This window comes from Maritalea myrionectae (genome assembly GCF_003433515.1).
GTDB classification, from domain to species: domain Bacteria; phylum Pseudomonadota; class Alphaproteobacteria; order Rhizobiales; family Devosiaceae; genus Maritalea; species Maritalea myrionectae.
Genome location: NZ_CP021330.1, coordinates 483,351 through 508,397 on the forward strand (window position 1 = coordinate 483,351; position 25,047 = coordinate 508,397).

The window sequence follows — 25,047 nt, forward strand, 5'->3', positions numbered from 1 at the left end:
CGGGGTGCAAAAAGACAACATGATTGAGGTGCGTCATGTCTCCAAAAGTTTTGGAGGCTTGAAGGCCGTAAATGATTGTTCGCTCACTGTGGCTAAAGGCTCGATCACAGGGCTAATCGGGCCAAATGGTGCAGGTAAATCCACGCTGTTTAATATGGTCGCGGGCAACCTGAAGCCAACCGAGGGCGAGATCATTTTTGACGGTGAAAACGTCACCGGGCTAAAGCCGTATCAGCTTTACCAAAAAGGGATGTTGCGTACATTTCAAATTGCGCATGAATTTTCACACATGACCGCGTTGGAAAACCTGATGGTTGCCGGGGCCGATCAGCCAGGGGAATCCTTATTCCAAAGCTGGTTTAATCCAAAGCATGTGGCGGAATTTGATCATGAAATTCGCAAGATGGCTGAAGATGTGATCGATTTTTTGAAGCTGGGCCATGTGCGCAATGAACTGGCGGGCAATTTGTCCGGCGGCCAAAAGAAGCTTTTGGAGTTGGGCCGGACGATGATGACCGATGCCAAAGCTGTGCTGCTTGATGAAGTGGCTGCGGGCGTGAACCGCACCTTGCTCAAGGATTTGGCGGCCAATATTCAGCGCATGAACAAAGAGCTAGGCTATACGTTCTTTGTGATTGAGCACGATATGGATCTGATCGCGGAGCTATGCGATCCCGTGATTGTGATGGCGCAGGGTACGGTGATCGCCGAAGGGCCAATGGAGGAAATCCGGGCTAATCCTGAAATCATTGAGGCTTATTTCGGCACCGCTGTGGAGGCTGTATCGTGAGTTTGTTGGAAGTAAAAGATGTGCATGGCGGCTATGGCGGTGCACCGATTTTGAATGGCGTCAACATGTCCATCGATAAAGAAGATGTGGGCGTGATTGTGGGGCCAAACGGGGCTGGCAAGTCAACAACATTGAAGGCCATTTTTGGCCTGTTGGAAGTGACCGACGGCTCAATTCTGCTTGAGGGCACCGAAGTGGCCAACATGCAGGCAGATAAATTGGTGCCAATGGGCCTTGGTTTTGTGCCGCAGGAATTTAATGTGTTCACCTCCATGTCTGTACATGAGAATTTGGAGATGGGCGCGTATATTCGCCGAGACGATTTTTCAGACACAATCGCTTCAATCTACGACATGTTTCCGCCGCTCAAAGAAAAGCGCAAGCAAAATGCTGGCGAGCTTTCAGGCGGGCAACGGCAAATGGTGGCCATGGGCCGAGCGTTGATGAGCCAGCCAAAATTGCTGTTGTTGGATGAACCATCTGCTGGGCTTAGTCCACGCTATATGATGGAAATCTTTGAAACGGTCGTAAACATCAATCAGGCCGGTGTTGGCATTTTGATGGTGGAGCAAAATGCGCGGCAAGCTCTTGAGTTTGCCTCCAAAGGTTTTGTTTTGGCGAATGGTAAAAATCGGTTCACAGGAACTGGACGGGAACTGCTTGACGACCCAGAAGTCGCACGCAGCTTCCTTGGCGGCTAACGGGGGACGTAGACGCTATGATGAACGAACTCATCTTTTTCTTTAATAAGGTTATTGTGTCTGGCGCAGTATTGGGCAGCGTTTATGCGCTCGGTGCGGTCGGCATTACCTTGATTTTTGGCATCTTGCGGTTTGCGCACTTTGCGCATGGTGACATGATGACCATGGGGGCATTTGTGGCCTTCGTGCTGGCCTCGATCGCCAGCGCCTTGGGCATTTCAACCTTCTGGCCAACCGGCTTTATCGTGTTGCCCTTTGCCATGGTGATCACCGCAGGTTTGGCGCTTGGGATTGACCGCACATTCTATCAACCCTTGCGGGCCAAAGGGGTGAAACCCGTTACGCTATTGATCGCTTCAATCGGTGTAACCCTGATGATTCAAGGCTTGATCCGCCTGTTTGGTGGGGTTCAAACCCGCAGTTTCTTTGAAAATGAGAGCAAACAATTGTTCCGCTTCGATGTGTCCTGGTTGGGTGCATCGCGCACGGTCAATGTGTCAGAACCGCAGCTCTTGCTGATCGCTGTGACGGTGATTGCAGTGGTTGCATTGCATTTCTTCCTCACGCGTTCGCGGTTGGGCAAAGGCATGCGGGCGATGGCCGACAATCCAAGCCTGGCGCTTGTGTCTGGCATCAACACAAACCAAGTGGTTCGCGCCACCTGGATTATCGCGGGCAGCTTGGCCGCAATGGCGGGCACCATGCTGGCGCTTGATGTGATCTTGAAGCCTGACTTGGCCTTTAACATTGTGTTGCCGATTTTTGCGGCGGCAATTGTTGGCGGCTTGGGGCAAGCCTATGGCGCCATTGCTGGCGGCTTGATCATCGGCTTTGCTGAAACCATGTCCGTGTTTAACTGGGCGATCATGTTGCGCCCCTTCCGGGATAATTTGCCTGAATGGGTGCCGAATGACCTTTCCATTGTGCCAACCGAATATAAACTCACCGTCGCGTTTGTGATCTTGGTGGTTGTGTTGCTGGTGCGTCCAACGGGTATCTTTAAAGGAGTTTCATCATGATGCGTCGCGATGCAATGCTGTTTTTGGCCCTGGGCGTTTTCCTCTTGGCCATCGCTGTTTGGCAGCAAATTCCAACGACCTTGTTTATGTTGGTTACCGCCTCGGCTTATGCGCTGATTGCGTTGGGGCTTAACGTGCAATGGGGCTATGCCGGTCTGTTCAACTTCGGTGTGATGGGCTTTTTGATGGTTGGCGGCGTTGCCGTGACCTTCGTTTCCTATCCGATCAACGAAGCGTTCTGGGCGTCCGATGGGCCGTTCATGCTGTTTAAGGCCCTTCTGGCAGCGATATTTGGCGGGGTGCTGGTTTATCTGGCCACCAACTCACAACGGTTCGGCATTAAAGGTAAATTACGCACCTTTTTGATCGTGGTGTCTTGGGCCACAGCCTATATCGTTTATCGCTCACAGATCGATCCGGCTGCCCGCTTGATTGAGGATGAGGCGGGCTTTATTGGCGGCCTTGGCCTGCCAGTTGTCTTGGGCTGGTTGTTTGGGGGCGTTTTGGCCGGGGCAATCGCTTATATTGTCGGCCGGATTTGCTTGGGCCTGCGCACAGACTATCTGGCGATTGCGACCATCGGGATTTCCGAAATTATCCGGGCCTTGGTGAAAAACATGGATTGGTTCACACGGGGCACGCTTACTGTGTCGCCGCTGCCTTGGCCGACACCTTCGCCGGCCGATATTGTGGCGAGCGGACTTGAAGATGCCACCATGTCCACTGTGTTGGCACGGGTTGGGTTCTTGTCTTTGACCGTTCTCATGATTGCAGTGATCTTTTACTTCTTGCAAAAGGCCTATGAAGGCCCTTGGGGACGCATGATGCGTGCCATTCGAGACAATAATGTTTCGGCAACGGCAATCGGTAAAAACGTGACCAAGCGCGAGCTTGAGGTGTTTATCCTTGGTTCAATCCTGATGGGCATTGGCGGCGCGATCTTGGCGTCATTCTCACAAATCTTGGACCCTAGTGGCTATCAACCGATCAACCATACTTTCATTGTTTGGGTGATGATCATCGTTGGTGGTGCGGGCAACAATTATGGTGCCTTGTTTGGCGGCGTGTTCATCTACATTGTGTGGACCGTTTCTGAACCCGCATCGGTGCTGCTGTTTGGCTATATCTCCGATTTCTCTGAAGGGGCTGGCATTGGTGCTATTCCGAACATTGAATCGCGTGCGTTGCAAATGCGCGTGTTCGTGTTGGGTTTGGTGATTACCTTCGCCCTACGTTATTTCCCACAAGGGGTCATTCCGGAACGGATACGGACAGATAAATAAGTAGTCCGCTTATACTGACAAGTTAAAAGACGCCGCCTTTATCGAGGCGGCGTTTTTTTTGAGTACGATGGATATCGCCAATTGAGTGGGACAAACGCCATAATATCGATGGCGCCCCATATCCATTCGTCAGCACCACTGCATCAAAAGGGATGGATCTTATCGGTGAATGTCGTGACGCCTATTTTTGCGCGATGCACCAGATGGATTGATAAGATTCGCCATCGGCCCCTTCGGCACCCGCGCCGTCCTTGAGGGCAAAGAGCTGCCAGGGTGCGGATGCTTTGAACTTTTGTTCGAGCATTTCGGGGGTGGGAAGATTGTAATAGCGTCCAAGCTTATCACGGCCAGCGCCTTCTCCGACTTTGAAACTCGCCCAGAGATGCCCGTCTGGTTTTAGAGCGCGATGGGCTTTTTCAATGATATCCGACAAGCTCTCCCACGGGGCGTGCAGTAAGCACATATTGGCCCAGATGGCATCATATGCCGCTTCGTCGTCCAGCTCGTCGAAACGCATCACTTTTACGGGGGCTCCGAAATTTCGTTCGGCCTCGGCGGCAAGTGCCGGGTTGCCTTCGGTTGCGGTTACCTCAAAGCCATTATCGCGCATATGGCGCGCTTCCAGCCCGGCCCCACAACCCAGCTCAAGGATGTGGCTGCCCGGTGGGAGGGTGGCGATGAACTTGCTTAATGTCTCGGAAGGCTTCGTGCGCCGATGCGCATACTGCTTTGCATTTTCAGCATAGAAGGCGAAGGTCTTTGGATCGTAGCTCATAATCGCACCCATAAATTGCGCAGAAAGAGATCGTAGGGTGCAGGTATGATTTGCGCAATAAAAAACCCGACGCCGAAGCGTCGGGTTCAATACTAATGCTGTTGTGGGGTTGGCTTACTTAAGTGGGCCAACTTCAACAAACACACCATCTTTAATGGTCATTTCTACGATGGCACCTGATACGTCACCAGCTTCGTCGAACTCGTGGTCGCCGCCAGCGCCTTCATAGTTGATTTCTTTGCCGTCAGCGATCAACTGCTTGGCTTTATCCCATTCGCCAGGAAGGATCACTTCACCAGGAGCTGTTGCTACTGAACGAAGGGCTTCGTTTACGCCTTCACGATCTGTGTTGCCTTTTTGCTCGAAAGCAAGAGCCAACAAGAACGCAGCGTCATAGGCTTGTGGGCCGAATGAAGCGATTGGGTCCAGACCAGCGTCTGTTGCCAATTTTTCATAAACGGCTGTACCTTCAGTTTCCAAGCGACCTTGGCGAGATGCCAACATGCCTTCAACTGCAGATGGGTCAATACCAGTTACCAACGCATCAGCAACCATGCCGTCACCACCGAAGTAGGTTACAAAGTCACCCGCTTCAATTGCTTGGCGCAGAATGGTTTGGCCTGAGCCAGATGCATAAGCAAGAATGATCAGGTTTTGTGAGCCGCTAGCTGCCAAAGAACCCAATTCAGCACGGTAGTCTGATTTGCCTTCTTCGTGCGCTTCAGAGATCATCACATCGCCGCCGCCTGCTTCGTAGGCGTTAGACAGGGCATCAGCAAAGCCTTTGCCGTAGTCGTTGTTCACGTAAGTGATGGCAATGTCGTTGATGCCTTTGTCGAGCAACATGCGGGCAACAACTTCACCTTGGTAGGCATCAGATGGGCCAACACGGAACAGCAAGTCATTGTCTTCAACTGTTGTTACAGCAGGTGAAGAGGCAGATGGTGAAACCATCACAACGCCAGCAGGAATAGCAGCGGTGTTTGCTGCTGAAATGGTGGCGCCTGAGCACATCGCACCAACGATTGCATGAACGCCATCGGCGTTGATCAAACGGTCAGCGGCTGTTGCGGCTGCAGTGGCGTCGGCACAAGTCGAGTCACCAATGGTGAACGTTGCTTCGCCGCCCAAAATGCCGCCTTGCTCATTTACATGCTGCAAAGCCAATTTGGCTGCATCACCGATTGGTGGAGCCAATGTTTCAAGTGGACCGGTATACCCCAGAAGAATACCGATGTTTACGTCTTCAGCCACAGCCGGTGTTGCAACGCTAAGTGCGGCGGCTGCTGTGAGTGCAAGTTTAAGATGACGCATAATTTCCCTCTAATTTGTACATCTTTCATCAACGGATAAAACGAACTTTTTCCCAGCTCTTTATTAGGTCTTATCCGCCTTATGGCCGAGGTCGTTTTCCTCCCTCGTTGCGCCAACAATAACGATTTTTTAATAAGAGTCACCAGCTTTTGTCGCAATAATCAGCAAAAGGTTGCGAATAGTGTTAATTTCAATTGCAACAAAAATGGTTACAAGTTGAGTGGGTTACAGGCAATCTTCCGCGATTATTGCATTGGGTTGCTTGGTCGACTATTCGACCGATCGGGATTGATTTGTCAGGGTAAAATGGTCACATTGGCCGTAAATTTGGGCGGGATAAGGCACAATATATGCGCAATTTAGTGGCGGCGATGATCATCGTTTTGGGCAGTTTTGGCGCGCAAGGTGCGTTTGCCCAATCTGCCGCAGATGCCGAGTTGATCTATGAAGGGTGCCGGGGTGAAGTGGTCACCATCGCAGATTTACAATGGCCGTCCGCCAGTATTTTGGCGCATATTCATCATCAACTTTTTCGGTCCGAATTTAATTGTGATGCGCAGGTGGTGCAAAGTGATTTAGCCAATGTGGCAGCCACGATTGATGCGGCGCAGGAACCTAAAATTGTGCCCGAGCTTTGGGTCAATCGCGTGGCGGGCCAGTGGAATAAGCTGGGTGAAGCGCAGCGGGCCTTTATGGCCGCGTCTAGTTTTGACGCAACCACCTTGGAAGGGTGGTTTGTGCCCAGCAAGGTGACCGCTGATTTTCCGCAACTTGGGGCGGCTGAAAAATTGGCTGACATGCCCGGGCTTTATGAACGCGACAAAATCCGCTTTATCACGTGTCCGGAAAAGTGGGCGTGTCACGTGCTGAATGACAATTTGATCCGCGCGTTCGGCCTTCAGAATGTGTTTGAGGTGGTGGTGCCGCAATCCCGTTTTGAAATGGACCAAATGATCGGTCAGATTATCTCTGCGCGTGAACCGGCAGTGTTTTATTATTGGCAGCCCAACGCCGTGTTGCACCAGTTTGATTTCGCAGCGCTCTCTTTGGGTGACTATGTTGCGGATGCCTATCCCTGCCTGGCACAATCCAGCTGCGGTGCGCCCAAACGAAGTGATTTTCCAAGCGAGCAAATTGGCCTTGTCGCCGCCAGCGATGTGCGGGCTGATATGCCCGAATTGTTGGGCTATTTGCGGCGCGCCACTATGCCCATAGCGGTCATGAATGAACTGTTGGCGGTTCAGGAACGTCAAGCATTTACAGCGCAACAAACGGCTACACATTTTATTGAAGCGTTTCCAGAGACGTGGCAGGCGTGGGTAAGTGCGCCATAGTTTTTCGCTTTAGTTGAAACTGTGTTCACAAAAAAAACTGACCAAAGGTTGTCGGTAGAAACACTTGGCTGGCGGTATTGAAACCAAAATATCCGCTGGCAAACGCGGGGTTGGCTTTGCCCTTCATTTGGCGTTGTTTAAGTAAATATCGGAATTTTCCTTAGTTCTCCGCCATTTGACCGGGTGGTTGGGGCTGGTTATGCTCAATCTAAAAATTGCAGAAAAGTCGGGAGAACTAGGTATGCAAAAGTTTAAATTGGCATTGGCGACAGTGTTTGTCGCCTTGGGTGCGACGGGTGGCGCGATGGCGGCCGAGTGTGGCACGGACCGCAAAATTGATATTGCCGAGATGAATTGGCCGTCAGCGGCAGCGCTGGCGCACATCCACGCCACCATTTTGGAAGAGGGCTATGGCTGTAATGTGGAGCTGGTTGCGGGGGATTCCGTGCCCACATCTGCGTCTATGCTGTCGAAAGGTCGTCCGGCCATTGCCCCTGAATTGTGGATCGGCACGGTGCAAGACCAATGGAAAAAGGGTTTGGAAGAAGGTGCCGTGAAGGATGCGGGCCTTGCCATTTCAGACGGTGCGGTTGAAGGCTGGTGGATTCCCGCCTATGTGGCGGCGGAAAATCCGGGCCTGAAACGGGTTGAAGATTTGCCTGAATATGCCGAATTGTTCGCCGATCCTGACGATCCGGATCAGGGTCGTTTTTATTCCTGCCCGCCAGGTTGGGGTTGCGAAATCGCCAATGCGGCTTTGTTTGAGGCCTATGATCTGGAAGAGAGCTTCAATCTGTTCTCACCCGGTTCCGGTGGCAATCTGGATGCCTCCATTGTGCGCGCCTTTGAGCGTGAAGAGCCGATTGTATTTTACTATTGGGGCCCCACGGCCATTATGGGCAAATATGACATGGTCCAGCTCGAAATGCCTGAGCATGATCCGGAAGTCTGGGCCTGTAATGTTGAGTCTAGCTGCGAAGACAAAGGCAAAAGCGCTTTCCCGACACCGCCTGTGACGGTGGGTACGGCGGCATGGCTTGCTGAAGAAGCCCCTGTGGTTTTTGACTATTTGAGCGAAGTGGCGCTTAACAATGTTCAGATCTCCAAAATGTTGAATTGGGGCGCAGAGAACAAAGCTGGCGCTGAAGAAACAGCCGAACATTTCTTGAAAACGGAAGAAGATGTCTGGACCGATTGGGTGCCAGCAGATGTGGCTGAAAAAGTGAAAGCTGCCCTTTAGTGGGCTACTGATAAAGCATTGAAAGTGGCCGGGTGATTAGGTTCACCTGGCCATTTTTGCATAAAGGGATCAGGGCGATGTTCGAGTTTTTCTTCAGCGGTGAATTTCCGGAATTTATCAATACGCGGCCTTTGCGGTTTTGGGTGGATGATGGGCTGAACTGGGTGGTGCGCAATTGGGGTGGCGCGTTCGAGGACGCCGCCTATCCCTTGCTGGTAATGCTCAATAGTATTGAGGACGGGCTGTTGATGGTGCCCTGGTGGTTGATCATTCTGGCCTTTGCCGCTCTGGCTTATGGGGCAACCCGTAGCAAGGCCCTGCCGATCATTGTGGTGGTGGGGCTTGTGTTTATGGGGCTGATGGAGCTTTGGGAAGACAGCGTGGAAACCATGGCGTTGATGATCTCCGCCACGGTGACCGCCATTGTCTTTTCGATACCTTTGGGCATTGTGATGGCGCGCTCAGAAATTGTGCAGCGCATCGTCACGCCGATTTTGGATTTGATGCAGACCATGCCCAGCTTTGTTTATCTGATCCCCACGGTGATGATTTTTGGCCCCGGCAAAATTCCGGCGCTTCTGGCCACCATTGTTTATGCGGCGCCACCGCTGGTGCGCCTGACCAATCTGGGCATTCGACAGGTGGAGCCGAGTGTGATGGAAGCCGCGCAGGCCTTTGGTGCCTCGCCGCGGCAGCGGCTGTTCGGGGTGCAGATCCCGCTGGCCCTGCCCACCATATTGGCCGGGGTGAACCAGACGACCATGATGGCACTGGCCATGGTGGTGATTGCCTCCATGATCGGGGCCGGGGGCCTTGGTTATCAGGTGCTGCAGGGCATTGGCCGGTTGGAGGTCAGCCGTGGTGTGTTTGCCGGGCTGGGCATTGTGGTGCTGGCGATTATTTTTGACCGGATCACGCAGGCCTATGGCAAGCAATTGCAGGAGCAGATCGGGCTGGCAGGAGATCGCTCATGAGCCATCAATATAAAATCGAAATGCGCGGCGTGACCAAGATTTTTGGGCCCGAACCGCAAGCCGTGTTGGAAAAGCTGCAGGCCGGGGAGTCCAAGGATAAGCTGCAGGCGGAAACCGGCCATGTGATTGGCCTGAACAATGTGAGTTTGCAGGTGGCGCCGGGCAAATTACACGTGGTGATGGGACTTTCGGGGTCCGGTAAGTCCACCCTGATCCGGCATGTGAACCGGCTGATTGACCCAACCTCAGGGGAAATCTTTGTTGATGGGCAGAATGTGCTGGAGATGAGCCTTGATGAGTTGCGCACCTTCCGGCGCACGCAAATTGCCATGGTTTTCCAAAGGTTCGGCCTCCTGCCGCATCGCTCGGTGCTGGACAATGTGGCCTATGGCTTGGAAATTCGCGGGATCGACAAAAAAGAGCGGAAAGAGATCGCAGAAAAATGGATCGCCACTGTGGGGCTGGAAGGGTATGAAAAATCGCGCCCGCACCAATTGTCCGGTGGCCAGCAGCAACGCGTTGGCCTCGCCCGCGCTTTGGCCATGGATGTCGATATTTTGCTGATGGACGAGGCCTTTTCGGCGCTCGATCCTTTGATCCGCTCGGGTATGCAGGATGAGTTGCTGGCGCTGCAAAAAGAGCTGAATAAAACCATATTGTTCATCACCCATGATTTTGACGAAGCCCTTAAAATTGGCGATCAGGTGACGGTGTTGCAGGATGGGGCGGTGATCCAATCCGGGCGGCCGGAAGAAGTGGTACTCAACCCGGCCAACGCGCACGTGGAAGACTTTGTGCGGGATGTGAACCGAGCGCGCGCCATTCATGTGCACACCATTATGGAGCGCGGCGACTTTGGCACGAGCGGCGCCACTGTGTCAGCAAATGCCCGCTGCGAAGACGTGCTGCCGCTTTTTGCCGAGCATGACTGGGTGGGCGTCACCAATGCGAATGACAAAGTGATCGGCAAGGTAACTGCCAAACAAGTGATCAAGGCTTTGGCTCGCCACAGTGGTGTGTCGGGGTGACTTAGCCGCTATGCGTTGACAATGTGCGGGCGACGGCATCTTGCCAGCCCGCATATTTTTGGGTGGCCCAGTCTGCGCTTTGCTGTGGGGTGAATTGCTGGTCGAGCTCCCATTTCTCCATCATATCTTGAGGTGGGGGGCAAAGACCCACATGAAGCCCGGCGAGATAGGCAGCGCCTTTGGCGGTGGTTTCCAGATTAGTGGGGCGGTCAACGGGCACTTGGCAAATATCGGCCAAAAATTGCATGGTCATATTTGATGCGGTCATGCCGCCATCCACCCGCAACAGGCTCACATCGTCGCCAAAATCTGCATTCATGGCGGTGATCAAGTCGCGGGTTTGATAGCCCACGGATTCCAGCGCAGCCCTGGCCAATTCGCGGGGGCCAGAATTGCGGGTCAGGCCAAAAATGGCTCCGCGGGCATCGCTGTCCCAATAGGGTGCGCCCAGCCCCACAAAGCCGGGTACCAAATAAACAGATTGGGTGTTGTCAGCTTTTGCAGCCAGATCATTCACCTGCGCCGCGCTTTCGATAATACCCAAGCCATCGCGCAACCATTGCACGGTGGCGCCTGCCATATAGATGGAGCCTTCCAGCGCGTATGTTGGTTTTCCGTCAAGCTGATAGCAAAGGGTGGAAAGCAGGCGATTGGATGAGGCGAGGGGCTTGTCGCCGACATTCATCATGGCAAAGCACCCGGTGCCATAGGTGGATTTGATCATGCCCTTTTCAAAGCAGGCTTGGCCGATGGTGGCCGCATGTTGGTCGCCAGCAACGCCTGTGATGGGAATGGCGGCGCCAAACAGGTCTTTGTCGCACTGGCCAAAATCGGCGGCACAATCTCGCACCTCGGGCAGGAGAGCAGCGGGGATATCGAGCAAATCGAGTAAATCCAGATCCCACTCGCCTTTATGGATATTATATAGCAGGGTGCGTGAGGCATTGGTGGCATCGGTTGTGTGCGACGCACCGCCGGTGAGCTTGTAGATCAACCAGCTATCGATGGTGCCGATGGCTAACTCGCCCTTTGCAGCGCGGTCGCGTGCACCCTCCACATTGTCCAGCAGCCATTTGGCCTTGGTGCCCGAAAAATAAGGGTCAAGCAGCAGCCCGGTTTTGGCGGTGACTGTTTCTTCATGCCCCGCTTTTTTTAACTCGGCACAATAGTCGGTGGTGCGTCGATCCTGCCAAACGATGGCTTTGTGGAGCGGTTCACCGCTGTTGCGATCCCACAAGGTGATGGTTTCACGTTGGTTCGTGATGCCGATGGCGGCAATATCATCGGCGGCAAGATTTGCTTTTTTGAGCGCGCCCTTGATCGTGGTGACCACGGTCTGCCAGATTTCATTGGCGTCATGTTCCACCCAGCCATCTTGGGGGAAGAATTGTTGAAACTCTGTTTGGTCGCTGGCGATGGGAATCAGGTTTTCGCCATAAACAATAGCGCGGGTGGATGTCGTACCTTGATCGATGGCCAGTAAATATTTTTTATCTTGTATAGACATGTACGCCCTCCCACTGAGATTTTTACTGAAGAATTTCAATCATCTGGTCTAAAATTTCAAGGCGGGTCACGTAAATAGGGTCCACTTATCCCATTTGATAAATTATTTCTTCAATCTGCCCTGTTTTGGTTTCAGATGTGCTTGCCATGGGCCTTTTGCGCCGCCTATAAACCTTGAGACCTGCATGTTGATCTATGCGGTCGAGATGAAAGGACGATAGGATGGACATTAAAACCATCAATGAGAAGGTGAGTGTATCACCGCAAATTTCGCCCAATGACTTGCCTGCCCTCAAAGAAGCGGGTTTTAAAACCATTATCAATAATCGCCCAGATGGCGAAGCCCCGGACCAACCGGCTGGCGCATTGATTGAAGAAGAAGCGAAAAAGCTAGGGTTAAACTATGTTTCGATCCCTATGGGTCGGGATGGTGTTTCCGCAGAGATGATTGCGGCGACACGAGATGCGCTGGCCAATGACGGCAAAGTGTTTGCTTATTGCCGCTCAGGCACCCGGTCCACCACGCTATGGGCGCTAAGCCAAGCGGGTGAACAGCCTGCGGATGACATCATCAAAGCTGCAGCCAATGCGGGCTATGATGTATCTCATCTAGCGGCTCATTTGAGCCAGTAATTCCCCACGCAAGCTAGCTTTGTGCGTTGTGGCGCACGGGCTTGGCTTTTATGTTCAACACTTTTTTGAAAAGTGAGTTGCTATGTCGATTAAGAAAATCCTTGTTGCCAACCGAAGTGAGATTGCCATCCGCGTGTTCCGCGCGGCCAACGAACTGGGCTTAAAAACCGTTGCTGTTTTTGCCGAAGAGGACAAATTGGCATTGCATCGGTTCAAGGCAGACGAGGCCTATTTGATCGGCAAGGGCTTGGGGCCTGTTGAAGCCTATTTGCAGATCGATGAATATATCCGCATTGCCAAAAAGTCGGGCGCGGATGCGATCCACCCAGGCTATGGCCTCTTGTCTGAGAGCCCTGAATTTGCCGATGCGTGTGCGGATGCAGGCATTATCTTTATTGGCCCACGGTCAGAAACCATGCGCGCACTTGGCAACAAGGTTGCGGCGCGTAATTTGGCGGTTGAAGCTGGTGTGCCGGTGGTGCCCGCTACGGACCCGCTGCCTGACGATATCGACGAAGTTGTCAAAATGGCCAAGGAGATTGGCTTTCCTTTGATGCTGAAAGCCAGCTGGGGCGGCGGTGGCCGCGGCATGCGCACCATTCGCGATGAAAAGGCCGTGCGGGCTGAAGTGGCGGAGGCCAAGCGTGAAGCCAAGGCGGCTTTCGGCAAAGATGAAATGTATTTTGAAAAGCTGATTGAGCGCGCGCGCCATGTGGAAGTGCAGCTGATCGGCGATGATCACGGCAATCTGGTGCACTTGTTTGAGCGGGATTGCTCGGTGCAGCGCCGCAACCAAAAAGTGGTGGAGCGGGCACCTGCGCCTTATCTTACTGAAGAGGTGCGCAAGGGCCTTACAGACGCAGCTTTGAAGCTCGGTAACGCCGCAAATTATCGTGGCGCGGGCACCGTTGAGTTTTTGATGGATGCGGACAGTGATGAGTTCTTCTTCATCGAAGTGAACCCGCGCATTCAGGTGGAACATACGGTTACGGAAGAAGTCACCGGCATCGATATCGTTAAGGCGCAAATTCGGGTGCTGGAAGGCGAAAAGATCGGTGACCCGAAATCGGGTGTGCCGAAACAAGAAGACATTCATTTGAATGGCCACGCGCTGCAGTGCCGGGTGACGACAGAAGATCCAGAAGAAAACTTCATTCCCGATTATGGCCGCATTACTGCTTATCGCGGCGCGACAGGTTTTGGCGTGCGCTTGGATGGTGGTACCGCATATTCCGGCGCGGTGATCACGCGCTATTATGATCCATTGTTGGAAAAAGTGACCTGCTGGGCGCAAACGCCGGAAGATGCAATTGCGCGGATGGACCGTGCCTTGCGCGAGTTCCGTATTCGCGGCGTGACCACCAATTTGAACTTCCTTGAGAATATTATTTCTCACCCGAACTTTAGGGACAATAGCTACACCACGCGCTTTATCGATAATACGCCTGAGCTATTTGATTTCCCCAAACGGCGCGACCGGGCAACACGCTTGTTGACCTATCTTGCCGATGTGTCGGTGAATGGTCACCCAGAGGTTAAGGATCGGCCTGCGCCACCAGCTGAAGCTGCCGCACCCGTGGTGCCGACATTTACGCCGCCACCTATTTTGGAGGGCACGCGACAAATTCTGGATCGTGATGGGCCGGACGGGTTGGCCAAATGGATGAAGGCGCAAAAGCAGGTGTTGTTTACCGACACCACCATGCGCGACGCGCACCAGAGCCTGTTGGCCACACGGATGCGGACCCATGATATTGTGAAAATTGCCAAGGCCTATAGCCATGGCATGCCCAATTTGTTCTCGCTTGAGTGCTGGGGCGGCGCGACCTTTGACGTGTCTATGCGGTTCTTGACCGAAGACCCATGGGAGCGTTTGGCCATTATCCGCGAGGAAGCACCAAACATTATGACGCAGATGTTGCTGCGCGGTTCCAATGGCGTGGGCTACACGAATTATGCCGATAATGTTGTGAAGTTCTTCGTGGAACAGGCGGCCAAAGGTGGCATCGATGTGTTCCGCGTGTTTGACTGCCTGAACTGGGTCGAGAATATGCGCGTCTCCATGGATGCGGTGATCGAGGCGGGCAAGGTCTGTGAAGGCGTGATCTGCTACACCGGCGATATGCTGGACCCGGACCGGGCCACCTATGATTTGAAATATTATGTGGGTCTGGCCAAAGAGTTGGAAAAAGCGGGCGCACATGTGCTTGGCCTTAAAGATATGGCCGGGTTGTTGAAGCCTGCGGCGGCACGCAAATTGATTTCGACCTTGAAGGAAGAAACCGATCTGCCGATCCATTTCCACACCCACGACACGTCCGGCGCGGCAGCGGCCACCGTTTTGGCGGCTGTGGATGCGGGCGTCGACGCGATTGATGCGGCGATGGACAGCTTCTCTGGGACCACGTCGCAACCATGTCTTGGCTCACTCGCGGCGGCCTTGCGCGGCACCGAGCGTGATCCGGACCTGGATGCGAAAACGATCCGCGAAATTTCCTTCTATTGGGAAGCGGTGCGCACGCAATATCGTGCCTTTGAAAGTGATCTGCGCTCAGGTGCTTCAGAGGTTTATCTGCACGAAATGCCAGGTGGTCAGTTCACCAATCTGAAAGAGCAAGCGCGGTCATTGGGGCTTGAGTCTCGCTGGCACGATGTGGCGCAAACCTATTCGGATGTGAACGATATGTTCGGGGACATTGTAAAGGTGACGCCAAGCTCGAAAGTGGTGGGCGATATGGCCTTGGCCATGGTGTCGTCTGGCTTGAGCCGTGCGGATGTGGAAGACCCGAACCGCGACGTGTCGTTCCCAGATTCAGTAGTGGGCTTCTTTGCAGGTGATTTGGGCCAGCCGCCCAACGGTTTCCCAAAAGCGCTGCAAGACAAGGTGCTGAAAGGCAAGAAGGCGCTGGATAAGCGTCCAGGTGCCTATCTTGAGCCTGTTGATCTTGAAGCCAAGCGCAAAGAGATTGAAGAGATCACCGAGTTGGAAATTGATGATTTCCGGTTGGCGTCCTATTTGATGTACCCAAAGGTCTTCACCGAATTTATGGCGGCGCAGAAAACTTATGGGCCAACTTCTGTGATCCCGACCCCAGCCTATTTCTACGGGCTGGAAGCGGGCGATGAATTGTTGGTGGACCTGGAAAAAGGGAAAACCATGGTCATCCAGTTGGTGGGCCAATCCAAGCCAAATGACAAAGGCATGGTGCGTGTATTCTTTGAACTGAACGGCCAGCCGCGCACGGTGGCGGTGCCAGATCGCTCAATGGCCAGCGAGATTGTTGCACGGCCGAAAGCTGAGGTTGGCAATGCCAACCATGTTGGTGCGCCGATGCCGGGTGTTGTCTCCACCCTAGCGGTGAAAGCCGGGCAAGAGGTGCAGGCCGGGGATGTGCTCTTGTCTATTGAAGCGATGAAGATGGAGACTGCTATCCACGCCGAGAATGATGGCACCATTGCGGAAATCTTCGTCAAACCTGGCGATCAGATCGATGCCAAGGATTTGCTGGTACGGTTTGAGGGCGAATAGACCCTCATCTGTGCAGTAATCAATGCGAATACAATTAAGGCGGGCTCTGGCCCGCCTTTTTCATTGCGCTGCGATAGGGCAATCTATCGGCGTCGGGCTTTGCCCTCAATGGTTTTTTCTTGTGTATCCGTCTGCGCGTAATCGTGCGGCATCGGATCCTGCGTCACCCGCGGCAAGCGCGATACAATCCATGACACGGCAAATGAAACAATGATGAAATCATCGATCCAGCCCAGCACGGGGATGAAATCCGCCACAAGATCGATCGGGCTGATCACATAAAGCGTAGTCAATATGGTGAGAACTTTGAGATAGGTCGGGGTCAGCGGATGCCAAAAGGCATACCACAATTGCACGATTTCACGGCGAAACCGCATCAAGCGTTGAATGATCAAATTCATGTGCACCCTCCTCAATTGGGGCGGGAGATCGGCCCCACCTGCTTTATAGATAAGTTAAGCGGGGCCAAATTCAAGAGGGCGGGAGCTTTCAGGGCTTTTGCCTACTGCGCAGCCGAGGGCAGCGGGTGCCGCACCGTGATGCGGGCCAAGACAAATGCACCAACGCCGCAAAGGGCGATCACCGCCAGCATCGGCACCGGTGTGCCGTTGAAAATGGCGCTGGAAACGCCCATGGCCAAAGCGCCCAGCAGCATTTGCATGGTGCCGCCCAGTGACGCGGCTGCGCCAGCGATGGGCCCATGTTCTTCCAGCGCCAGCACCATTGATGTGGGGATGATCAGCCCCATAAAGGCATTGGCAATGATGAACAATATGATCAGGGCTGGCAGGCTGCCCCAGCCAAAAAAGAACACGCCGAGCAAGATCAACACCATAATGGCATAGCCAAGGGTTGCGCCACGGATCAGCCGTTCGGGGCCGATTTTGCCCATAATGGTGGCGGAGAACTGCGAGGCCACGAAAAAGCCGGACGCATTGACCGCGAAGGCCAGCGAGAATTGAGTTGGGGTGAGCCCGAAATGCTCCATATAAACGAAAGACGCGCTGCCCAAAAAGGTGAAGAAAGCGGCCATGCCCAACCCGCCAATAAAGGTGAGCCCGAGATAGTTTGTGTCGCGCAGCAAAATGCCGAAGCTGGCGAACATGGATTTGGCATCAAATGGACGGCGGTTTTCTGGCTTTAGGGTTTCGGGCAGGGCAAAGGCCGCTAAGGCCATCGCCACCAAGGTGGCTAGAGCGATGGTGAGAAACACCGCGCGCCAGCCAAAGGGTACAATTACCGCACTGCCCAAAAGCGGGGCCAGCATGGGCGAAATCGAAATCACAATCATGATGGTGGACATCATGCGTGTGGCTTTTTGGCCGGTATAAAGGTCGCGGATGACGGCGCGTGGAATGGACATGGGTGCGGCGGCCCCGATGCCTTGCAAAAATCGCAACACGATGAGCGTTTCGATATTGGGGGCAAAAGCGCACCCGACCGAAGTGACCATAAACAGGCCCAGGCCAAAATAGATCGGCTTTTTACGCCCAAACATGTCGCTGGCCGGGCCATAAAAGAGCTGGCTGGCGCCAAAGGCGATAAAGTAGACCATCAGGGTCATTTGAGCGGCGGACGTGGACGACTGCAAATCTTCCGCCAATAACGGCAGCGCAGGCAAATACATATCAATGGCAAAGGCCCCAACGGCGCTCATCAGCCCGAGTATTAGGGAGAATTTAAGTAGATTGCGGTCCATGGTAATCTCTCAATGGGTGCTTCGATCAGAAGCAGAAGGACGAATTAGTATAAGACAATGGGCATTATTGCGTGACAGGCAGCCAATGCGCATTGCCCCGGCAGGACAGGAAAAGCGAGTCGGGCACAGAAAAAAACATGATTTCATGTTTTTGCCAAGTCTGGCGCGCAAATTGCGACAAATCCATGCTGCGGCGCGGGGCGTTCTGATCAAAAAGTGTTTGGTTGCGCCATCCTTGTGTAGCGCTTATATGCTGGAGGGCGAAAAAGGAGTGCCTCATGTCGGAAGTGATTTCCCGCAGAAAATCGGTAGGCGTTATGGTTGGCGATGTGCAGGTGGGTGGCGACGCCCCCATCGTGGTGCAATCCATGACCAATACGGACACAGCTGATATTGAAAAAACCGTGCGGCAGGTCGCCGAACTCTGGCGCGCTGGATCGGAGATTGTGCGGATCACCGTGGATCGGGATGAGGCTGCGGCCGCCGTGCCGCATATTCGCGACCGTTTGATGGCGATGAATGTGAATGTGCCGCTGGTCGGTGATTTTCACTATATCGGCCATAAGCTATTGTCGGAACATCCGGCTTGTGCCGAAGCTTTGGCGAAATATCGCATCAATCCGGGCAATGTGGGCTTTAAGGCCAAACGCGACACGCAATTTTCGCAGATGATCGACATTGCCAACCACCATGACAAGCCGGTCCGGATCGGGGTCAATTGGGGCTCGCTTGATCAAGAACTGCTCACCAAATTAATGGATGAAAACGCTGAGCGCGAAACGCCATGGAGCGCCGCGCGGGTGCAGCGCGAGGCCATCATTCAATCGGCGCTGATGTCGGCGGCGCGGGCGGAAGAGCTGGGCATGGGGCGCGATAAGATCTTGATCTCGACCAAAGTGTCCAATGTGCAGCATCTGATCGATGTTTACACCGACCTTGCCCAGCGCTGCGATTATGGCCTGCATTTGGGGCTGACCGAAGCGGGCATGGGCGCCAAAGGCATTGTGGCGTCATCCGCCGCATTGGGCATTTTGCTGCAACGCGGCATAGGCGACACCATCCGTATTTCATTGACGCCAGAACCGGGCGGCGACCGCACGTTGGAAGTGCAAGTGGCGCAGCAATTGCTGCAAACCATGGGCTTCCGCCAGTTTCTGCCTGTGGTCACAGCTTGCCCAGGTTGCGGCCGCACAACGTCTACGGTGTTCCAAGAATTGGCCAAAGATATTCAAGATCACTTGGATAGCTCGATGCCTGTTTGGAAAGAAAAATATCCTGGCGTTGAGGGACTTAGCGTTGCGGTGATGGGCTGCATTGTGAATGGACCGGGCGAAAGCAAGCACGCGGATATCGGCATCTCGCTGCCCGGCACCGGGGAAACGCCTGCCGCGCCTGTCTTCATCGATGGGCAAAAGGCCAAAACTTTGCGGGGCCCCAACATTGCCAATGAGTTTAAGGCGATGGTGGCCGATTACATTGAAGGCCGATTTGGTGGCTGATTTAAATGAAACGGTTTGCCATCAGCGGGTCGAGCTTGCGCGCAAAGGCGAGAATCCATGGCTGATTTGCCAGATGCCATCTGGCTGGGCCGTGATGTGCGATAAGCAGGTGCAGCCGGGCTATGTGATCCTGTTGCCTGATCCGATGGTTGGCTCGCTCAATGAATTGAGCGGCGAGACACGGGCGCAATTTTTGGCGGATATGGCGCTGATCGGCGATGCGCTGTTGGCAGCGACAGATGCCTATCGCATCAATTATGAAATTCTGGGCAATTCGGACCAGGCCCTTCATGCCCACATTATCCCGCGCTATCAATCCGAGACGGATGAACGCCGACCTTTGCCGATCTGGTTTTATGATTGGCATGGTTCGCCGGATTTTATGTCCGGTGAGTTTGACGAGTTGCGCAATCGCATTCGGGAAGAAATTCTGCGTGTACTCTAGCGAGGACACTCTTAATGCCATCGTCGATCTCGATATCGCCTTGCTCAAGGATCATACCGAGGCTGCAGGGGATCACTTTGATCGCGACAGCCATCGGCTGGCCCTGAAAGAGCGGTTTGAAAGTGCCGAGATTACAACTGTTTGGCGTGACGATAGATTGATTGCCTATAGCTTTATTTGGCCCAAGGACGATTGTTGGTTTGTGGGCGGCTTTGCAATTCATCCAAAGCATCGCAATGCGGCAATCATGGGTGAATTGATGGTGCAGCTGTTGGCGCACACAAAAGCCGGACCCGCGAGGCGTGTGGAAAGTAATGTTTATAAGACCAATCAGCTGTCTATGGACTTTCACCGTAAATTGGGTTTTGAGATTATTCGGGAAAATGAAAAAGGCGTCGCCTTTTCTCAAACTATTGATGTGCTGAAACAACATCCAATCGTGCGTCGAGCGATCAAACGGGTGAGCCGGGGGGAGATAAATGGACCATAAGGGCCTCAAAGAGTGGAGCAAAAAGGCGGCGGATTGGGCGCATGATTATCATGAAGGCCTGAGAGACCGTCCGGTGCGGGCGACAATGGAACCTGGGTCGTTGCGCGATCAATTGCCGACGGCGGCGCCGGAGCAGGGCGAAGCGATGGAGCAAATCTGGGAGGATTTTACCTCGCTGGTGCCCGATGCGATGACCCATTGGCAGCATCCGCGCTTTTTTGCCTATTTTCCGGCCAATGCAGCGCCAGTCTCGATGTTGGCGGAGCAGTTGGTCAATGCCATGGCCAGCAATGCGCTGATCTGGCAGGCGGCCCCTGCGGCCACGGAAGTGGAACAGGCAATGATGGTGTGGTTGCGCAAAGCGCTCGGCTTGCCCGATGCGTTCACGGGCACCATTCACGACAGCGCCACCACGGCAACCCTTTCCGCGATCCTGACCATGCGCGAAGCGGCGCTTGAATGGAAGGGGCTCTATGAAGGGCTTTCTGGTCAACCGCGCATGCGGATTTATGCCAGCGGCGAAACTCATTCCAGCATTGATAAGGCGGTACGCGTGGCGGGTATTGGCCAGGATAATCTGGTGAAAATCCCGGTGGATGAAGATTTGTCCATGCGGCCCGACCTGTTGGCGCAGGCGATCAAGGATGACCGGGCGGCAGGCTATTTGCCCATCGGCGTAGTGCTGTGTGCGGGTGGTACTTCGGTTGGGGCATTCGATAAGATGAAAGAGTGCATCGCGATTGCGCGGGCAGAAGATTTGCCGACGCATATTGATGCCGCTTGGGCTGGCAGCGCGATGATCTGTCCTGAGTTCCGCCCGTTGTGGGACGGGGCTGAAGGCGCGGATAGCATCATCTTTAACCCTCATAAATGGCTGGGCGCACAATTTGATTGTGCAGTGCAGTTTATGCGCAATCCGATTGAGCAAGTGCGTACGCTTGGCTTGCGTCCGACCTATTTGGAAACGCTGGGCACGTCAGAAGTCACGAACTTTAATGAATGGACGATCCCACTCGGGCGTCGCTTCCGGGCGCTTAAAATCTGGTTCTTGTTGCGGGCCCACGGGCTGGAAGATTTGCGCAATCGTATCCGCAACCATGTGGCTTGGGCTGAAGAGCTTTATGCAAAGATCGAAGCATTGGCGGGCATTGAAATGACCAGTTCTCCCCGTCTGTCATTGTTCAGCTTTGCGCTGGAAGCGGGTGATGCGGCGACGGAAAAACTGCTGCAAAAAATCAATGATGATGGCCGTATCTATCTCACGCAAACGCACCATAAGGGGCGCTTGGTGATCCGCATGCAGGTCGGGCAATTCGACTGCACGCGCGATGATGTGATGATGGTGGAGACGGTGCTGAAAGAGCTGCTTTAACTCTGCCGTTCGGCAAAGTGGGTGACCAATTGCGCCAGCGGCGCAGCGCGGTCGCCAAATGGGGTGAGCAGGGGCAAGGCATCGTTCAACTCGTCTTGAAGGGCTGACCGTGCGTGCGCTAGTCCATGACTGGCGATCAAAGTCGATTTGCCCTGCGCTTCGTCCTTGCCCGCCGTTTTGCCCAATTGCTCTGAGCTTTGGGTGGCATCCAGAATATCATCAGCCAATTGATAGATGCGGCCCGCCGCCTCACCAAATTGAGTGAGCACCGCCAATTCATCCTTGCTGGCGCCGCCCATCAACGCGCCGATGCGCACAGAAGCGCGGATCAGTGCGCCCGTTTTCATGGCGTGGATGAGTGAAATGGTCTCGGGATCATAGCCCTTGCGCTCACCTTCAATGTCGCGCATCTGCCCGCCGGCCATGCCGCCAACGCCTGCGCCTTCAACCAGCTCGATCACCAGTTGGTTGCGCAGCGCCGGATCTGGATGGCAGTTTCCATCGGCCAACAAGGCAAATGCATGGGTCAGTAGGGCATCGCCTGCTAAAATAGCGGTTGCCGGGTCAAAAGCCTTATGCACGGTGGGCTTGCCACGGCGCAGATCGTCGTCATCCATATCTGGCAAATCGTCGTGCACCAGCGAGTAGCAGTGCACGCATTCAATCGCGGCGCCTGCCTGAATCAGATCGCCTGCGGGTTGGGGAAACAGATTTGCTGTTAAATGCACCAGGACGGGACGCAATCGTTTGCCGCCGTTCAAGGCCCCGTGACGCACGGCATTGATCAACCGTTCGGGCGCGGGCAGGGGCGCGCTTAGCTGTTGCGCGGTGAGGTGGGCTTCCAAAAACTGCTCGGTTTTTTGAGCAATCGTGGCCATGGCGGCATTCAGGTCAGACATAGCGCCTTTGTTGCGTTGCAGCAGGTTGACGGGTAAAAAGAGTACTATCGGGCCAAATTGACAAGATCAATAGTGGTTTTGTTGCGAATTAAGACTAGCCAAAGCCATTAAAGACGGGTATAAACCGCGCCAACAGATTGAAGATTGCTAGATGGCGCTTTCACTTTTTGGTGCAGGTGCCGTTTTGTTGATGGAGTTAGAACCATGGCAGTACCAAAGAAAAAAATCTCCGGCATGAAGCGCGGCCACCGTCGCTCTACTGATGCCTTGAAGGCACCAACTTATGTTGAAGATAAAGACAGCGGCGAATTGCGTCGCCCACACCACGTTGATTTGAAAACCGGCATGTATCGTGGCCGTCAAATCATGGAGCCTCGCGACAGCTAAGTCGTTAGCGCTTTTTGCGAACAGTTTTAAGCCAGTCTCCATCGGAGGCTGGCTTTTTCTTTGATTAGCCTAATGTGCGCATGCCGCCAGTTACCATGGAGCGCACAATCATTTTATGGAACGGCTTGATCAAAAACAGATAGGTGTGGCCCAGCCAATTGTGGCGGCGCACCCAAGTGGCTGCATATAGCTTGCTCGGTCGACTGGGCGAACGATAGACAGAGACGCGATAGTCAAGATGTTTGTCGTCGTCACCCATCAAAATTTCATTATTGTCGCGATGATAGATCCGGAAAAAATTGATCAGTTCGCCCGGTTGGCACTCGCCCATTTTTGTTTGCGCGCCATCAAATTCGGTGCGCAGGCCAAAGGGCTTCACCAAAATATTGCGCAGATAGAGCAGAAATTGGGCCCATTTGGGCGGCGTGGTGGCCAGGCTGCGGGCAAGATCATCTATGGAGAGTTTGGTGCCTTTTTCGCCCAACTCAATGCTGAAGCAATCAACAAAATCGCCGCTGCGGATATGTTCGTGAAGTTTGGCAGAAAGGGGCAAGCGGTCTGCTTTCGCGCGCATGGTCAATCCTTTTAAAAATCTGCCGCATTAAAGGCTGTTTTGGTCAGCATGGGAAGGGCAAGATTGTCGCGGGTGAGCTGGTGTTGCGTGGTTGCTTGCAATGGGGGGCGAAAGCATTAGAGTTGGCGGCATATTCTCACGCACGATCAAAGGAGTGCCACAATGACATCACGTATCGAAACAGATTCAATGGGTGAAATTGAGGTGCCGGTTAATCGCTACTATGGGGCGCAAACAGCCCGGTCGATGCAAAATTTTGCCATTGGCAATGAGTTGATGCCGATAGAGCTTGTGCATGCCTTCGCGGTTTTGAAGCGCGCCGCTGCGGAAGTGAATTGCGAGCTGGGTTCGCTTGAAGCGGATAAGAAGGACTTGATCGTTGAAGCCGCCAATGAGGTGGCAGAGGGCAAACTTGATGCGCATTTCCCGCTCAAAGTGTGGCAAACCGGGTCAGGCACCCAAACCAATATGAATGTGAATGAGGTGATCTCCAACCGTGCCATTGAATTGGCGGGCGGGCAGATGGGCACCAAAAGCCCGATCCACCCCAATGATCACGTCAACAAATCGCAAAGCTCGAACGACAGTTTCCCCACCGCCATGCATATTGCGGCGGTGGAAGAGGTCAATAAACGGCTCAAGCCGGCAATTACGCATCTGCGGGATGTTTTGCATCAAAAGGCCAAGCAATATGACGACATCATCAAAATTGGCCGCACCCATTTACAGGACGCCACGCCTTTGAGTTTGGGGCAGGAAATGAGTGGTTGGGTCAGCCAACTCGATTTTGCGTTGGCGGCGATCGAAGCGCATGAGCCGCAAATGCTGCAACTGGCGCTGGGGGGCACAGCGGTGGGCACCGGGCTGAACACGCACCCCGACTATGCGCACAAGGTGGCGGCGCGGATTGCTGAATTGACCGGGCATCCCTTTGTGACAGCGGATAACAAGTTCGCCTATTTAGCGGCGCATGATGCGTTTGTGGGCATGCATGGGGCGATCAAACAACTGGCTGCTGCGTCAATGAAGATTGCCAATGATGTGCGCTGGTTGGGTTCTGGCCCACGGTGTGGCATTGGCGAATTGAACCTGCCTGCCAACGAACCCGGCTCATCGATTATGCCGGGCAAGGTCAACCCCACGCAATCCGAGGCGCTGACCATGATTGCGACGCAAGTGATGGGCAATGACACAACAATCGGTGTCGCCGCCAGCCAGGGCAATTTTGAGTTGAATGTGTTCAAGCCGGTCATTGTCTATAATTTCTTGCAGTCGGTGCGCTTGCTCACCGATGGGCTGAACAGCTTCGCCGACAATTGTGCGGCAGGGTTGGAGCCAAATCTGGAGAACATCCAAAATCATTTGGAACAATCTTTAATGCTGGTGACCGCGCTGAACCAAAAGATTGGCTATGATTCGGCGGCAAAAATCGCCAAATATGCGCATCAAAACGGCACTTCATTGCGCGAAGCTGCGGTTTCGCTGAAACTGTTAAGTGCGCAGGAATTTGATGAATTTGTACGGCCAGAACATATGATCGGCCCGAAGGCCTAATC

General features: G+C 53.8%; 23 protein-coding genes. 16 read left to right on the forward strand and 7 right to left on the reverse strand.

The annotated features are described in order from the left end of the window. The first annotated feature begins 19 nt into the window (after window positions 1-19). From MXMO3_RS02345 to MXMO3_RS02360, 4 genes are read left to right on the forward strand one after another with little or no spacing between them, the layout of a single operon-like run. Window positions 20-790 carry an ABC transporter ATP-binding protein gene (locus tag MXMO3_RS02345; protein WP_027835967.1) on the forward strand — a complete coding sequence of 257 codons (771 nt, stop codon included), beginning with the start codon at window positions 20-22 and terminating at the stop codon, window positions 788-790. Then, entirely contained in the window at window positions 787-1,491 is a 705-nt protein-coding gene (locus MXMO3_RS02350; RefSeq protein WP_027835968.1) for an ABC transporter ATP-binding protein, read from the forward strand. The genes MXMO3_RS02345 and MXMO3_RS02350 overlap by 4 nt, the downstream gene beginning before the upstream one ends. Before the next feature lie 17 nt (window positions 1,492-1,508). Further along, window positions 1,509-2,510 carry a branched-chain amino acid ABC transporter permease gene (locus MXMO3_RS02355; protein ID WP_245985785.1) on the forward strand — a complete coding sequence of 334 codons (1,002 nt, stop codon included), beginning with the start codon at window positions 1,509-1,511 and terminating at the stop codon, window positions 2,508-2,510. Next, window positions 2,507-3,793: a branched-chain amino acid ABC transporter permease gene (locus tag MXMO3_RS02360; protein WP_117394817.1), complete on the forward strand. Its 1,287-nt coding sequence runs from the start codon at window positions 2,507-2,509 to the stop codon at window positions 3,791-3,793. The genes MXMO3_RS02355 and MXMO3_RS02360 overlap by 4 nt, the downstream gene beginning before the upstream one ends. Window positions 3,794-3,974: 181 nt before the next feature. Here MXMO3_RS02360 and MXMO3_RS02365 read toward each other — a convergent pair whose 3' ends face one another. Together MXMO3_RS02365 and MXMO3_RS02370 are read right to left on the reverse strand one after the other, a co-directional pair. Next, window positions 3,975-4,568: a class I SAM-dependent methyltransferase gene (locus tag MXMO3_RS02365; RefSeq protein WP_162889100.1), complete on the reverse strand. Its 594-nt coding sequence runs from the start codon at window positions 4,566-4,568 to the stop codon at window positions 3,975-3,977. 114 nt (window positions 4,569-4,682) lie between these two features. Further along, window positions 4,683-5,882, reverse strand: coding sequence for an ABC transporter substrate-binding protein (locus MXMO3_RS02370; RefSeq protein WP_027835972.1), 1,200 nt, complete (start codon window positions 5,880-5,882; stop codon window positions 4,683-4,685). A gap of 350 nt (window positions 5,883-6,232) precedes the next feature. Here MXMO3_RS02370 and MXMO3_RS02375 point away from each other — a divergent pair, with 350 nt between their 5' ends. From MXMO3_RS02375 to MXMO3_RS02390, 4 genes are all read left to right on the forward strand, one after another. Further along, entirely contained in the window at window positions 6,233-7,216 is a 984-nt protein-coding gene (locus MXMO3_RS02375) for a glycine betaine ABC transporter substrate-binding protein (RefSeq protein ID WP_117394819.1), read from the forward strand. 241 nt (window positions 7,217-7,457) lie between these two features. Then, window positions 7,458-8,456, forward strand: coding sequence for an ABC transporter substrate-binding protein (locus tag MXMO3_RS02380; protein WP_117396682.1), 999 nt, complete (start codon window positions 7,458-7,460; stop codon window positions 8,454-8,456). A 77-nt stretch (window positions 8,457-8,533) separates the two neighbouring features. Continuing rightward, window positions 8,534-9,430 carry an ABC transporter permease gene (locus MXMO3_RS02385; RefSeq protein WP_027835976.1) on the forward strand — a complete coding sequence of 299 codons (897 nt, stop codon included), beginning with the start codon at window positions 8,534-8,536 and terminating at the stop codon, window positions 9,428-9,430. Beyond that, window positions 9,427-10,458, forward strand: a complete 1,032-nt coding sequence (locus MXMO3_RS02390) for a quaternary amine ABC transporter ATP-binding protein (RefSeq protein WP_117394820.1) — start codon at window positions 9,427-9,429, stop codon at window positions 10,456-10,458. The genes MXMO3_RS02385 and MXMO3_RS02390 overlap by 4 nt, the downstream gene beginning before the upstream one ends. A gap of 1 nt (window position 10,459) precedes the next feature. On the opposite strand, the gene glpK is transcribed toward MXMO3_RS02390, so the two are convergent. Next, entirely contained in the window at window positions 10,460-11,965 is a 1,506-nt protein-coding gene (gene glpK, locus MXMO3_RS02395; protein ID WP_117394821.1) for a glycerol kinase GlpK, read from the reverse strand. A gap of 221 nt (window positions 11,966-12,186) precedes the next feature. Here glpK and MXMO3_RS02400 point away from each other — a divergent pair, with 221 nt between their 5' ends. Together MXMO3_RS02400 and pyc are read left to right on the forward strand one after the other, a co-directional pair. Beyond that, entirely contained in the window at window positions 12,187-12,597 is a 411-nt protein-coding gene (locus MXMO3_RS02400) for a protein tyrosine phosphatase family protein (protein WP_027835979.1), read from the forward strand. Window positions 12,598-12,679: 82 nt separating this feature from the next. Beyond that, window positions 12,680-16,126, forward strand: coding sequence for a pyruvate carboxylase (gene pyc, locus MXMO3_RS02405; protein WP_117394822.1), 3,447 nt, complete (start codon window positions 12,680-12,682; stop codon window positions 16,124-16,126). Between the two features lie 83 nt (window positions 16,127-16,209). Here the strand turns inward: pyc and MXMO3_RS02410 are convergent, their stop codons facing one another. After that, window positions 16,210-16,527: a YkvA family protein gene (locus tag MXMO3_RS02410; RefSeq protein ID WP_117394823.1), complete on the reverse strand. Its 318-nt coding sequence runs from the start codon at window positions 16,525-16,527 to the stop codon at window positions 16,210-16,212. Window positions 16,528-16,628: 101 nt separating this feature from the next. Then, window positions 16,629-17,825, reverse strand: coding sequence for a multidrug effflux MFS transporter (locus MXMO3_RS02415; protein ID WP_027835981.1), 1,197 nt, complete (start codon window positions 17,823-17,825; stop codon window positions 16,629-16,631). Between the two features lie 278 nt (window positions 17,826-18,103). On the opposite strand from MXMO3_RS02415, the gene ispG reads away from it, so the two are divergent. The 4 genes from ispG to MXMO3_RS02440 are packed head-to-tail and all read left to right on the forward strand — an operon-like array spanning window position 18,104 to window position 21,631. Further along, on the forward strand, window positions 18,104-19,324 hold the full coding sequence (gene ispG / locus MXMO3_RS02425) for a flavodoxin-dependent (E)-4-hydroxy-3-methylbut-2-enyl-diphosphate synthase (protein ID WP_117394824.1): 1,221 nt from the start codon (window positions 18,104-18,106) through the stop codon (window positions 19,322-19,324). Next, the gene (locus MXMO3_RS02430) at window positions 19,317-19,769 is read left to right on the forward strand and encodes an HIT family protein (protein WP_117396683.1); all 453 of its coding nucleotides are present in this window, start codon (window positions 19,317-19,319) and stop codon (window positions 19,767-19,769) included. The genes ispG and MXMO3_RS02430 overlap by 8 nt, the downstream gene beginning before the upstream one ends. Further along, the gene (locus MXMO3_RS02435) at window positions 19,759-20,259 is read left to right on the forward strand and encodes a GNAT family N-acetyltransferase (protein ID WP_162889101.1); all 501 of its coding nucleotides are present in this window, start codon (window positions 19,759-19,761) and stop codon (window positions 20,257-20,259) included. Before MXMO3_RS02430 ends, MXMO3_RS02435 begins: the two co-directional genes overlap by 11 nt. After that, a complete protein-coding gene (locus tag MXMO3_RS02440; protein WP_117394826.1) occupies window positions 20,249-21,631 on the forward strand; it encodes a pyridoxal phosphate-dependent decarboxylase family protein in 1,383 nt (460 codons plus the stop codon). Before MXMO3_RS02435 ends, MXMO3_RS02440 begins: the two co-directional genes overlap by 11 nt. On the opposite strand, the gene MXMO3_RS02445 is transcribed toward MXMO3_RS02440, so the two are convergent. Further along, a complete protein-coding gene (locus tag MXMO3_RS02445; RefSeq protein ID WP_205468062.1) occupies window positions 21,628-22,530 on the reverse strand; it encodes a polyprenyl synthetase family protein in 903 nt (300 codons plus the stop codon). The two genes, MXMO3_RS02440 and MXMO3_RS02445, sit on opposite strands and share 4 nt — an antisense overlap. A 204-nt stretch (window positions 22,531-22,734) precedes the next feature. On the opposite strand from MXMO3_RS02445, the gene rpmF reads away from it, so the two are divergent. Then, window positions 22,735-22,917 (forward strand): 50S ribosomal protein L32, encoded by a 183-nt coding sequence (gene rpmF, locus MXMO3_RS02450; RefSeq protein ID WP_027835988.1) that lies wholly within the window; start codon window positions 22,735-22,737, stop codon window positions 22,915-22,917. A 64-nt stretch (window positions 22,918-22,981) separates the two neighbouring features. Here rpmF and MXMO3_RS02455 read toward each other — a convergent pair whose 3' ends face one another. Continuing rightward, window positions 22,982-23,491: a DUF2867 domain-containing protein gene (locus tag MXMO3_RS02455; RefSeq protein ID WP_117394827.1), complete on the reverse strand. Its 510-nt coding sequence runs from the start codon at window positions 23,489-23,491 to the stop codon at window positions 22,982-22,984. 162 nt (window positions 23,492-23,653) lie between these two features. On the opposite strand from MXMO3_RS02455, the gene fumC reads away from it, so the two are divergent. Continuing rightward, window positions 23,654-25,045 (forward strand): class II fumarate hydratase, encoded by a 1,392-nt coding sequence (gene fumC, locus MXMO3_RS02460; protein WP_117394828.1) that lies wholly within the window; start codon window positions 23,654-23,656, stop codon window positions 25,043-25,045. Window positions 25,046-25,047: the final 2 nt, after the last annotated feature.

What these genes read in the sequence shown, in the direction of transcription:
- MXMO3_RS02345 (WP_027835967.1), top strand. Translation starts at nt 20, where the DNA reads ATGATTGAGGTGCGTCATGTCTCCAAAAGTTTTGGAGGCTTGAAGGCC.
- MXMO3_RS02355 (WP_245985785.1), top strand. Translation starts at nt 1,509, where the DNA reads ATGATGAACGAACTCATCTTTTTCTTTAATAAGGTTATTGTGTCTGGC.
- MXMO3_RS02360 (WP_117394817.1), top strand. Translation starts at nt 2,507, where the DNA reads ATGATGCGTCGCGATGCAATGCTGTTTTTGGCCCTGGGCGTTTTCCTC.
- MXMO3_RS02365 (WP_162889100.1), bottom strand. Translation starts at nt 4,568, where the DNA reads ATGAGCTACGATCCAAAGACCTTCGCCTTCTATGCTGAAAATGCAAAG.
- MXMO3_RS02370 (WP_027835972.1), bottom strand. Translation starts at nt 5,882, where the DNA reads ATGCGTCATCTTAAACTTGCACTCACAGCAGCCGCCGCACTTAGCGTT.
- MXMO3_RS02375 (WP_117394819.1), top strand. Translation starts at nt 6,233, where the DNA reads ATGCGCAATTTAGTGGCGGCGATGATCATCGTTTTGGGCAGTTTTGGC.
- MXMO3_RS02380 (WP_117396682.1), top strand. Translation starts at nt 7,458, where the DNA reads ATGCAAAAGTTTAAATTGGCATTGGCGACAGTGTTTGTCGCCTTGGGT.
- MXMO3_RS02385 (WP_027835976.1), top strand. Translation starts at nt 8,534, where the DNA reads ATGTTCGAGTTTTTCTTCAGCGGTGAATTTCCGGAATTTATCAATACG.
- MXMO3_RS02390 (WP_117394820.1), top strand. Translation starts at nt 9,427, where the DNA reads ATGAGCCATCAATATAAAATCGAAATGCGCGGCGTGACCAAGATTTTT.
- glpK (WP_117394821.1), bottom strand. Translation starts at nt 11,965, where the DNA reads ATGTCTATACAAGATAAAAAATATTTACTGGCCATCGATCAAGGTACG.
- MXMO3_RS02400 (WP_027835979.1), top strand. Translation starts at nt 12,187, where the DNA reads ATGGACATTAAAACCATCAATGAGAAGGTGAGTGTATCACCGCAAATT.
- pyc (WP_117394822.1), top strand. Translation starts at nt 12,680, where the DNA reads ATGTCGATTAAGAAAATCCTTGTTGCCAACCGAAGTGAGATTGCCATC.
- MXMO3_RS02410 (WP_117394823.1), bottom strand. Translation starts at nt 16,527, where the DNA reads ATGAATTTGATCATTCAACGCTTGATGCGGTTTCGCCGTGAAATCGTG.
- MXMO3_RS02415 (WP_027835981.1), bottom strand. Translation starts at nt 17,825, where the DNA reads ATGGACCGCAATCTACTTAAATTCTCCCTAATACTCGGGCTGATGAGC.
- ispG (WP_117394824.1), top strand. Translation starts at nt 18,104, where the DNA reads ATGTCGGAAGTGATTTCCCGCAGAAAATCGGTAGGCGTTATGGTTGGC.
- MXMO3_RS02440 (WP_117394826.1), top strand. Translation starts at nt 20,249, where the DNA reads ATGGACCATAAGGGCCTCAAAGAGTGGAGCAAAAAGGCGGCGGATTGG.
- MXMO3_RS02445 (WP_205468062.1), bottom strand. Translation starts at nt 22,530, where the DNA reads ATGTCTGACCTGAATGCCGCCATGGCCACGATTGCTCAAAAAACCGAG.
- rpmF (WP_027835988.1), top strand. Translation starts at nt 22,735, where the DNA reads ATGGCAGTACCAAAGAAAAAAATCTCCGGCATGAAGCGCGGCCACCGT.
- MXMO3_RS02455 (WP_117394827.1), bottom strand. Translation starts at nt 23,491, where the DNA reads ATGCGCGCGAAAGCAGACCGCTTGCCCCTTTCTGCCAAACTTCACGAA.
- fumC (WP_117394828.1), top strand. Translation starts at nt 23,654, where the DNA reads ATGACATCACGTATCGAAACAGATTCAATGGGTGAAATTGAGGTGCCG.